Annotated in this window: 9 protein-coding genes; all 9 read right to left on the bottom strand. The window is 33.6% G+C overall.

Annotated elements, in window-relative coordinates; translation table 11 throughout:
• Positions 1 to 33: 33 nt before the first annotated feature.
• Positions 34 to 1,380: a DUF3526 domain-containing protein gene (locus AWE51_RS14955; RefSeq protein ID WP_066314848.1), complete on the bottom strand. Its 1,347-nt coding sequence runs from the start codon at positions 1,378 to 1,380 to the stop codon at positions 34 to 36.
• A complete protein-coding gene (locus AWE51_RS14960; RefSeq protein ID WP_066314850.1) occupies positions 1,377 to 2,828 on the bottom strand; it encodes an ABC transporter permease in 1,452 nt (483 codons plus the stop codon). The genes AWE51_RS14955 and AWE51_RS14960 overlap by 4 nt, the downstream gene beginning before the upstream one ends.
• Before the next feature lie 3 nt (positions 2,829 to 2,831).
• Complete coding sequence (locus AWE51_RS14965) at positions 2,832 to 5,315, bottom strand: TonB-dependent receptor (RefSeq protein WP_066314851.1); 2,484 nt, start codon at positions 5,313 to 5,315, stop codon at positions 2,832 to 2,834.
• Between the two features lie 9 nt (positions 5,316 to 5,324).
• Positions 5,325 to 6,020, bottom strand: coding sequence for an ABC transporter ATP-binding protein (locus AWE51_RS14970; RefSeq protein WP_066314853.1), 696 nt, complete (start codon positions 6,018 to 6,020; stop codon positions 5,325 to 5,327).
• 242 nt (positions 6,021 to 6,262) lie between these two features.
• Positions 6,263 to 6,571, bottom strand: a complete 309-nt coding sequence (locus tag AWE51_RS14975; protein ID WP_066314854.1) for a hypothetical protein — start codon at positions 6,569 to 6,571, stop codon at positions 6,263 to 6,265.
• 402 nt (positions 6,572 to 6,973) lie between these two features.
• Complete coding sequence (locus tag AWE51_RS14980; RefSeq protein ID WP_066314857.1) at positions 6,974 to 7,759, bottom strand: DUF6503 family protein; 786 nt, start codon at positions 7,757 to 7,759, stop codon at positions 6,974 to 6,976.
• Positions 7,760 to 7,821: 62 nt separating this feature from the next.
• A complete protein-coding gene (locus tag AWE51_RS14985) occupies positions 7,822 to 8,235 on the bottom strand; it encodes a nuclear transport factor 2 family protein (protein ID WP_066314859.1) in 414 nt (137 codons plus the stop codon).
• A gap of 78 nt (positions 8,236 to 8,313) precedes the next feature.
• Positions 8,314 to 8,850, bottom strand: a complete 537-nt coding sequence (locus tag AWE51_RS14990) for a hypothetical protein (RefSeq protein WP_066314861.1) — start codon at positions 8,848 to 8,850, stop codon at positions 8,314 to 8,316.
• Between the two features lie 112 nt (positions 8,851 to 8,962).
• Complete coding sequence (locus tag AWE51_RS14995; protein ID WP_066314863.1) at positions 8,963 to 9,541, bottom strand: TetR/AcrR family transcriptional regulator; 579 nt, start codon at positions 9,539 to 9,541, stop codon at positions 8,963 to 8,965.
• Between the last annotated feature and the right edge of the window lie 668 nt (positions 9,542 to 10,209).

Consider the following 10,209-nt stretch of genomic DNA (forward strand, 5'->3'; position numbering starts at 1 on the left):
TACAACTACAGTTGTTGAACTTTTAGTTGGAGACTAAAGTTTTCTTGTTAGAGGTATTGAAATCAGAATCATAACTCCAGAAGCAAGCAATAAAGGAATCATGCTTTTAAACGGATTTATATCCGTTTTTGCTTCGTAGTATTTTGGTTTAAATCGATGCCAGTCAATAGTATCAGCTTGCTGTTTTTCAAAGATTTTTGGATAGAAAAACAGCCGTAATTCTTCATGAAATCCTTCTGTTCCCTGTAAGTATTCCATATGTTGACTCATACTAGTACCTGCCAATAAATTAAAAGCGAGTTGCAGTTGCATATTTGGTATGACTGATGCAATTTGCTTACTAGTACGTTCTCGCAATTTGATTTTTTTACTTAACGCTTCCCTTTGATTTTTTGAGTCATCATCACCCATTTGCTGCATGGCATAATACCATAACCAATTAAACCCGTCTGTTGGATAACCGTATTTTTTAAATTGAGGATAATGACTATAAAATTTCTTGATCGTAGGTAACTTCTCTGTATCCCACTTAGTGTGATATCCATCCCGTTGTGCTATCGCAGTACTTAATGCTTCTGGTACCGGATATTTTGAAGATATATAAGCATTAATTCCAGCTGGTAATAGAATTATTAAGATTAACCAAATTGATAACAATAGTAGTGCATTAAAACCTGAAGATTTTTTGAAACTAATAACAAAAAAGCTCAGAGTAAACCAAAATATGACATAAAGCATCGATAATCCTAAGATTGATAAAAAACTATCATTTATAGGGATGTTGAGCATAAATTTTGCAATACAAAAAAGGAATATCAAAACGATATACAAAAGAGCTAATCTGATTAAAAGTTTAGAAATTAGAAACCCTAGTTTAGATTTGGTTTGAATAGCCACCAAACGCCAAGTACCTGTTTCTGTCTCTTCCGAAAGGGCATTAAAAGTTAGAACAATAACAAGTAAAGGAAACAAATAAATAATTACAAAAGAGAGGTCAAGGTTACCAGATTGTAGATTCATAGGGTTAACCAAATCCGTGTCAAATTTTTGAGCCTCAAAAGTCTTGATTGAAATGCGCTTAACAGTTGGGTTAACATCTCCTTGACCAATTGATATGCCCGCTAACGGATTTAGATTATTGACGTAAGCAAATTTTGTATAGTAAAGTAATAAACCTAAATCTTCATTATGTAATGATGCTTGTCTATCAAAATGTTGTTGTTGATATGTTTTAATTTCGGCAATTGCTTCTTGTTGTCTTACAAGATGTTTACTTCCAATAACAAGACTAATAATACCTAATAATGTAATGAGTAGCAAACTAATCCAAACTTCTTTTGATCGAATACATTGCTGTAAAAACAATTTATATGTTATCATATCGCTTTTGCTTTTTTTGAGGTGAATAGCAACAAACCAAAGGCGAATAATGTCCATAATACAATGGAAATTAGTGCAGGTAAGGTTTCTTTAATTGAAACATTGAAAGCCAGAGGCTCGTGATTAAAATCCTCGAATTCTTCCCAATGTTCATGGCCAACTATATGCGTTTTTCCTTCAGAACCACTTTCTTTTTTTGGACTGATATACTTCATTTGCAATTCATTCATAGTTTGCGATAATTGATAACGATAATTATCCGCTTGATGTTGAAAGTCAATATAAGAGGCAAAGTCTGTTCCTGCCATTGTCATTGATAACTGTCTAATAGCAGTAAAAGGGTTGAAAAAAGACGAAAAACGGGTGACGTTATTTTGACTTTTATAGATATTTATTAAACGTGCATGATGTTTTTTATATAATGCAGATGTGTTTTTTTCACCTTCTCGCATTACGAAACCTGAATAGTTAAAAGGTAAATCAGTTATCTTGCTCACGTTATGGACTGTCAATACAGAATCACGTAGATTGTTATAATAGGGATCATCCGGATTATGGCTATCACCTTTTTGAATTTCTTCTTTCTCTATAGCCGATTGAAAAGCAAGTTTCGTAGGTGTAGGAAACCAGTAATTCCCCATAGCCTGAGCTGATTTTGGTAAAAGGACGACCAATAATAACCAAATACCAAGCAATCGCAACAAGGCATTTTTTGAACTACTACTAGTTGCAGATACTACTATAGTTAGGGTACAAACGATAAAGAGAAAGCTTAAATAACCTAAAGTAATTAGTAGCATTCGTAACCAATGCAGGTTGCTTGCAACTTGATTTTCTAATACTAAAGATGCTATGATTACTGTCAACAAAATAGGTATAAAAAATAACATGCATATAGCAAAAAGCCCAAGTGATTTTCCAAAAAGAATTTCTTTCCAACTGGCGCCTTGTGATAATACTATTTTTAATGTGCCATTCTGTCTATCAGCTGCAACACTTGAAAAGCCAATGAAAAATAAGATTAAGGGTAACACTAATTGTAATAGCAGCGCTAAACTAAGCTCTCCAAATCTTAAGGTACCCGTTGAAAATGTAGCTTCCGAAAAATTAACACTATTCTGTCGATGCGCTTCTAAGAAAACAGTATTTCCAGTAAAGCTTTCTAACCCATAATCAAATATTCCTAAAGACGGACTTACTCTAAAAGCATACGTCCCAAAATGAGCCATTCTATGCGGATGTTTGTCAGGATTTGCTTCCCAACTTTCTCTGGCTTTAGTTTGATGTGTTTTTCGAATATCGTTTTGAGTGACGTTTTTTTGAATACCACTAACGGTAGCATAAACCGTTAGTAGTATAAAAATTAAATGTAGAAGATAAAAAGTTTTTGGCGTGGTTGCATTGTGCCAAAAGTTCAATGCGAATAACCTAACATTTTCCCACTTCATCTTTTAGAATTTATAAGTTGTAGTTAACAATACATTTCTAGGGGCTCCAGGGAAAAGTCGTGTCGCATTTAGCGCACCATTCCAATAGGTTTCATCAAACAAATTATTAAGTTTTAAAGCAATTTGCATATCTATTCCAGAAGGGCGATAATAAACAGCTGCATCAAATACAGTATATGATGGCAATTCTAAACGATCTCCATACCAAGATAAACGATCACCTCGATATACGGTACCTAGACCTACTCCGATATTTCTTAATGCTCCGTGTGTAAAATCATATCTTCCCCAAAAGTTGGCACTATGTTCTGGTGCTCCTCCAATACGCTCACCAATTAATGCAGGATCCTCATCTTCTATAATTTCTGCATCAATAAAAGCATACGAAGCACTTATTTGAAGATTAGGTAATACATACCCTGTAAGATCCCATTCAAACCCTCGGCTGCGTTGTTCTCCTCTTTCTATTAATACAGATTCATCATTAGGATCTTGCTGTAATAGATTTTTTTGAGTTATTTGATATACTGCAGCATTCACTGTTAATTTACCACCTAAAAATTCTCCCTTGGCACCAAATTCTATGTTATCACTTTCTAAAGGGTCAAAATTAGCAGGAGAGTCTGCCCAGAAAAAGTCTTCCGTGGCAGGAGATAGCGTTACAGTATTTGATTGTGGCTGAAAACCTTCTACATAAGAGCCATAAACACTAATCGTTTTAGTAGCTTCATATGTTAACCCAATTCGAGGAATAAAAGCCTCATTTTTAAAAGATCGCTCGTCACCCTTATAATCAAATATATCTTCGTACCAATCATAACGTAGGTTTAGTAATGCAGAGAATTTACCTATCTTAAATTGATTCTGAATATAAATACCATTAGAAGTGGTAAGATTGGCAGGAATAGCAAATTCGGACGTGATATATCCTGAAGTTTCTCTAGCTGTATTATTAGGATCTGCAAGATCAAAATGGTCAACATTGGGTCTTGGTGCGATTACACCATTAATGTCTATAGTTTCAAACTGAGCTGCCTCTGCAGGATCAAAAGAGGTTGCCGTTCCGTTTAATCGTCTATAACGACGCGCACCATTTGATGCTCCTCCTACAGTACGTTCCCATCTACTACCATCATATCCTACTAAGAATTTATTGGTAAATGAATCATTTTCCAGATCAAAATTGATATAGGCTGTATAATTATCTGTTATCCAAAATTGTTGTCTTTCTGTATATCGTAATTCGGCTAGCGTGGGTATTGCATTTCCTGCAATATCTACAGCTGCAGAACCTGCCACTCGATGCTCAGCAAGGTCTTCTTCCCAGGTTTGTTTCATATAAGAAGCATTGAATTCTATATTATCGGTAATTTCTTTACTAAAATTACTAATGACCATAAATTCTTTGGAAGAGTAAAAGTCGTTAGCAGCTCCGACATTTGTTGAAATGTCTGTACTATTTAAATCAAATTGACCATTAATAGCACCAAAAAGAGGTTGACCACGATCTAGGTTCCCGACACCGTTACTGTATATCATTTCTACGTTTAGTGCTGTACTTTTATTAGGTAAAAATGTGATGGAAGGTGTTATCAAGAATTGATTATTTTGTACCAAGTCTCTAAAAGATCTGGCTTCTTGAACTGCTGTGTTAAAACGATACAATAAAGTTCCTGATTCATTTAATGGTCCGGTAAAATCTGCTGTAGCTCTTAATGTCCCGAAACTTCCAACCGTTGCGCTTACTTCATTACGGTTTTCTTTTAAAGGTTTTTTGGTTACCAAATTAACAGATCCTCCTGGATCAACACTAGAAAAAGTTACCGAAGATGGTCCTTTAATAACTTCTGCTCTTTCTATATGAGAAGTGATAGGTTGCAAAAAATAATACTGACGAGTTCTCATACCATTAATGAGTTGACCATCTTCTGCCTGGATGATCCCTCTTATATTAAAGTGGTTGTAAAATCCTGTATGAGTAACACTACTAGAGTTTTTTATAGCATCTGCAATCTGGAAAGCTTGTCTGTCGTTAATTAATTCTTTGGTGATAGTGGATACGGCTTGCGGTAGCTCTTTGTTTTTAATAGCAACTTTGGTAGATGAAAACGAATAATCACTATTATAATCCGTTCGGGCACGACCAACAACTTCTACACTTTGTAATTGTTCAGTACCTTCTTCTAATTGAATAGTTCCGATATCAAATGTTGTTCCAGTACTGATTTCTATAGTGTTTTTGTAGGACTGAAACCCTAAATATCGTGCTTCAATGGTATAGCTTCCGTACGGAGCATTTATTTCAAATTTCCCCGAGTTATCTGTTAGTTTACCAAAAGCATTAGTTGTATTTTTTAGTGAAATTGTAGCTCCTATTATAGGAATATTCTGGTTGTCAACTATGGTGCCAACAATTTGTACTTGTGCAAAAGAAGCATAGCCAATTAGAAACAAAAATATGGTTGACAGTGTTTTAAAGGTATTCATTGTATTGTATTAGATAGTTTTTAGATATAAGTCTTGCAATTCGCTTGCATTAATAGAGTCTGTATTAGACGTATGGACCAATTGCCCTTCTTTCATAATACCAATTTTGGTTCCCACGTTTACAGCATTAAAAATATCGTGAGTAGCCATAAAAATGGCCTTACCTTCATGGCTTAATTCTTTACAGATTTTGGTAAACTCTAGTGTGGCTTTGGGGTCTAATCCCGAAATAGGTTCATCCATAAAAATGTAATCTGCATTTTTTGAAAGTGCAATGGCAATACCTACTTTCTGCCGCATCCCTTTTGAGTAAGAAGACAATTTGTTTTGGTGTGCAGCTTCTTGAAGTCCAGCTTTTGATAGAAAATTAGATAAGTCAGTATTGTTATACTTAAATCCTGCTAATCTGCTGAAAAAGTTAAGGTTTTCTATTCCTGAAAGGTTACCATAGAGTTGAACAACCTCTGGGATGTATGCAATCATTTTAGTGGTTTTGTTACCATTCGACTTAACGGGAACACCATTTACTAATGCCTCACCACTGGTGGCTTCAATTAGACCTAAAAACAGATTGATTGTTGTCGTTTTACCCGCGCCATTTTGACCGAGTAAACAAAAAATTTCACCTTTATCGACTGATAAGTTCAGTTGAGAAAGTGCTTCGTGCTTACCATAAGTTTTGGTAAGGTTTATTGCTTCAAGCATTTTATATTATAAAAAAAGATTGACGATTAATGTGTGTAACTTCGGTTAGAACCGATAATAATCGGATGTGAGAGAATAGCTTAATCTATATTGTATTCCATTTTGAACTATAAATATCCCATTGCTGTAACCTTCTTTTGAGCAACTATTTAGGCGCTACTAGAAATTAACATTAAATGAAATGACTGTATAAATGCAAATTGACAAAGTGAAAACATTGTCAAAGAAAGTAAGAATATTCTCTAAGAAAGAGGTGGTGGTTTATTATAAATAGAAACAGGAGAGGCTATTTTCTCTTTTGGAGTATTATATTCAGAAAAGACTATAAACGAGTTTGGAACAATTTGTAATTGGTCTTCAAAAGAGTATGTGTCGCCAATAATTAAATCAAATTGATCAGAACTGGATATAATATCACATAGTTCACAAGAAATTAAAGGTTCTCCGTCTTCTGATAAGTGGTTTAATGCGTGTAAGTTTGCAATCCTTGGAATAAGCAATGCTACTGTAAAAAACAGAGTAATGATATATTTAAGTATTGGTTTGCGCATAGCCGCAATTTCAGGAATTTTGGAACAAGATTTCTTATTTTAACAAAGTTTTAGAATATTTATATAGGTTTACAACTAAACTTTAAGAAAAATATGGATAGCCAAAAAAACTCCTCACCTTGAGAAGCTTTTGTTTTGCTTTGTGAAAAAAGAGATTGGAAATCAAGGGCTTATCGTAGCCAAAATACTTCACTACTATTTTTGTAATAGACTTTACACTTTGTCAAGATTAATAATTTCTTGCGAGTATAGGTTTTACTCAAACCCAACTATGGATATATCCTATAATAGTATAATTATAAAACATTTCGTTTAAATTTCCCTGTTTTTAGAGAGTATACGTTGGGTTTGAGTAGAACTTGTAATTTATTAGTGAGTAGTGATATAACTGAATTAACAATACTAACTCTGGATGTTTTCTAAATTGTACCCATTATTAAATTTTATATTGTTAGAAAACTGTTCTGTCCAAAATTCTTTTACTACATTTCCGTCCCAATCAGAAGGTGCATATTTACGATACGTAGGTAAATAGATACCATCTACTTTCTCATACTTAACTTTTACTATATTTGGTTCAGTTAGACCAAATCCAGTAGCATTATATAGAAATTGATCTACTCTATATGTTTTTGGATTGATGTACAAGATATACCTGTCTTTGCTTGATTCTCCTATATTATCTCCAAAGCTCATCTCAATTACTTTATAAGTTATGCCATTTACATTTCTGGAAGGTAACGTTTTATGATTCACGCCTGGGTCCAATAATTTAAACATCATTGTAAACCAATAATAGTTTGTTTTTCTAAAGATATGCCCAAGAAATGCTGGTTGTTTTTCAGTAATAACTTTTCCATCCATTTTAGAAACGGATTTGTTACCATCAAAGAACTGTGTGTATTTTTTACCGGGCATTTGGGGTAAGACATAAACCTGTCTTTTTGTATATTCAGCATAAGAGACTTCTCTATCAAAAATGTATCGTTCTTTAGAAATATCAGCTAAATTATTATCCTTAACCTTAAATACGTAATCAAATGATACATCTTTTAATTTATGTAAGGCCTTCTTGCCACCATTAGCTTCTACTACTTTGGTTATTATTTGTTTAGCTTCCTGCGCGTGGGCTGTGGTAATAAATGCAATTAGTACTACTGTGACGATTTTAGAAATTAGTTTTTTCATGATAAATTATTTAATTTGATTTTACTTTTGTTTTCTTTTTTTAAAAATTATGATTTTGTTGATTAATTGTTAGCGTGTGAATCGTAGACCTTGCCACTGAGTTTCCATACACCGTTTTCTCTGTAGAGTACGAAGAAATCGGTAAACCTTAGTCCAGACCAATTAATGAATTCTACCTTTGCTGCTGCTGCTGGACCAGAAATATCTATCCATGTAATACGACTTTGTACTTCGGGGGATGGGCCACCTGCACTAACCGCTTTACCAAATTCATCTGCAGAATGGTTATAAAGAGTTCCCTCTATAGACCCAACAATATGAGCATGATCATAAAATGCTGAGCGGCTTAATTTTCCATTTCCTGACTCTGCACTGTCAATATAGATTTGTAGTGCTTTTTCAACTTCCTTGTATTCGTTGAAGTTTTGAACTTCATCTGCTTTTGTTTCTTTTGTCATTTCTGTAGTTGTTTCCATTTTAATTTTTGTTTGTAATTATAGTACTATTTAATATTAGATCGTTCGTATAGTAAGTGTTTAAAAAAAAACTTTATATCACCAAGATTTAACAGATTTAAGAATGTTAAAATAAAGACCTACACCAAAAAAAGCTGTGGCATCATCTCCATACGTACCGCCTATTTCTACATACCCTTGAATATAGTCTTCGAGTATCGGAGTAGTAAATCCCAGAGCATAGGTTCCTGTATTTCCAGTGAGTGCTTTATCAGAGGAAACATATGTTCCTAATTCGTCTAAAATATTATAGGTCAAAAAAGCTCCAGCACTATTAGTACCAAAGTTATAATAGGGTGCAATAGACCAATCGCCTTTTACCAGTGCAGCGGTTAAAAACAATGAAGTATCAGTTGAAAATGGAGGGTCTCCTTCAAAAGTGGTAGCTGCAAAAGGAGCAAAAATTAGCCCAATAAAAAGTTCTTTAGGTTCTCCTTTATGTTGACTTTCTTGAAATTGATAAGACTCCGAAATCTCAATGTTTATACCAAAAGAAGCTTGCTTATCTTGATTTTGAGCTATTAAACTACTAGTAAGAAAGTATAAAATAATTCCTAAAAAGATATTCTTGTACATAAATATATTTGTTTTAAAAAATTAATAGATGTTTTTAGTCTGTTATTGTGTGCTTATAATTATGTTAATTTATTTATATTAGAACGTTCGTATATTAAATATTAAAAAAAAATCAACTTTTTACTAGTTTCATCATAAAGGACTTAAACAATCGATAAGATTCATTTTTTCCCGAAGCCTTCATGCGTGTCATCACACCCTGTCTACTTGTGAGAAAGAACACTGCCATTTCTGACGGCTTAAAATCTTTTGAAAAGACACCTTTTTCCTGTCCTTCCTTGAAAAACCGCTCAAATATATTTTGCCATTTTCTGTAATTGATGTCAGCTACCTTTTGAATGACCTCGTTCTGCCCAGCAATTTCACTAGTAAGACTTCCTAACATACAACCTTCCTTACATTCTGTGGCACTTAGTCGCTCTAATTCCTCATTGAAAACGGTTTCTAACCTTTTTGCATAGGGTATATCACTTTCCAGTAACTTTGTTGTGTAGTAAGTTGCAGCCTTATCCCCGTAATATTCGAGTACCTTGGCGGCAAAATCTTCCTTGCTCTTAAAATAGTAGTAGAAAGAACCACTAGGAATTTCGGCATTTTCTAAAAACTCCCTAAGCCCAAGATTATGATATCCTTTCTGACTCAAAATCTTTACTCCAGTTTCTAAAGCTCTATGTATATTCTCTTTTTTCATTTTAATATTCGAACAGTCGTATATAAATCTATTCACTTACAAAATAAATAAAAATAAATTTATTTTTTTGCTTCTATCATTCCAATATTTAATTTGATGTTATATCGTCGTAAATTTAGGCTTGAATACTTAAACTAAAAAACCCAACTCTTTCAAGTTGGGTTTTCTTATGCTGTGCGGGCGGAGAGACTCGAACTCTCACACCTCGCGGCACTAGATCCTAAGTCTAGCGTATATTGCACCAACAAAACACAAAACATCTCATTTTCAATGAATTATGTGTTTTGTCATTTTATTTAAAGTCATCTAATATCAGTTGAAATCAATATTTGTTGTACCTATGTTGTACCCAAGAATCTTAATAAATTCGTATCTTTAACTAAGATTTTTGATCAAATGTTGTACCTGATTTGGCTTTCGTATCTAAAAACAGGACAACAATGGCTGCAAACGCAAAATTAGTACTTCGTAAGAAATCTAACAAGGAAGGATTATATCCTTTAGCAATTCGAATAACAAAAAACAGGCGTTCAACCTATAAGCATGTAGTGGAGATTCTTGTGAATTTGACCCGGGTATTCCTGTTTAAATTGAGCATAGCAAAACAGTTCCCAAAATCGTGTTTATTTTGTTGTTAAAATTACATTTTTTTTCTTTTTCTTCTCATC

The organism is Aquimarina aggregata, from assembly GCF_001632745.1.
Taxonomy (GTDB): domain Bacteria; phylum Bacteroidota; class Bacteroidia; order Flavobacteriales; family Flavobacteriaceae; genus Aquimarina; species Aquimarina aggregata.

Excerpts from the sequence above, each read along its gene's own strand:
- AWE51_RS14955 (WP_066314848.1), bottom strand. The coding sequence starts at position 1,380 with ATGATAACATATAAATTGTTTTTACAGCAATGTATTCGATCAAAAGAA.
- AWE51_RS14960 (WP_066314850.1), bottom strand. The coding sequence starts at position 2,828 with ATGAAGTGGGAAAATGTTAGGTTATTCGCATTGAACTTTTGGCACAAT.
- AWE51_RS14965 (WP_066314851.1), bottom strand. The coding sequence starts at position 5,315 with ATGAATACCTTTAAAACACTGTCAACCATATTTTTGTTTCTAATTGGC.
- AWE51_RS14970 (WP_066314853.1), bottom strand. The coding sequence starts at position 6,020 with ATGCTTGAAGCAATAAACCTTACCAAAACTTATGGTAAGCACGAAGCA.
- AWE51_RS14975 (WP_066314854.1), bottom strand. The coding sequence starts at position 6,571 with ATGCGCAAACCAATACTTAAATATATCATTACTCTGTTTTTTACAGTA.
- AWE51_RS14980 (WP_066314857.1), bottom strand. The coding sequence starts at position 7,759 with ATGAAAAAACTAATTTCTAAAATCGTCACAGTAGTACTAATTGCATTT.
- AWE51_RS14985 (WP_066314859.1), bottom strand. The coding sequence starts at position 8,235 with ATGGAAACAACTACAGAAATGACAAAAGAAACAAAAGCAGATGAAGTT.
- AWE51_RS14990 (WP_066314861.1), bottom strand. The coding sequence starts at position 8,850 with ATGTACAAGAATATCTTTTTAGGAATTATTTTATACTTTCTTACTAGT.
- AWE51_RS14995 (WP_066314863.1), bottom strand. The coding sequence starts at position 9,541 with ATGAAAAAAGAGAATATACATAGAGCTTTAGAAACTGGAGTAAAGATT.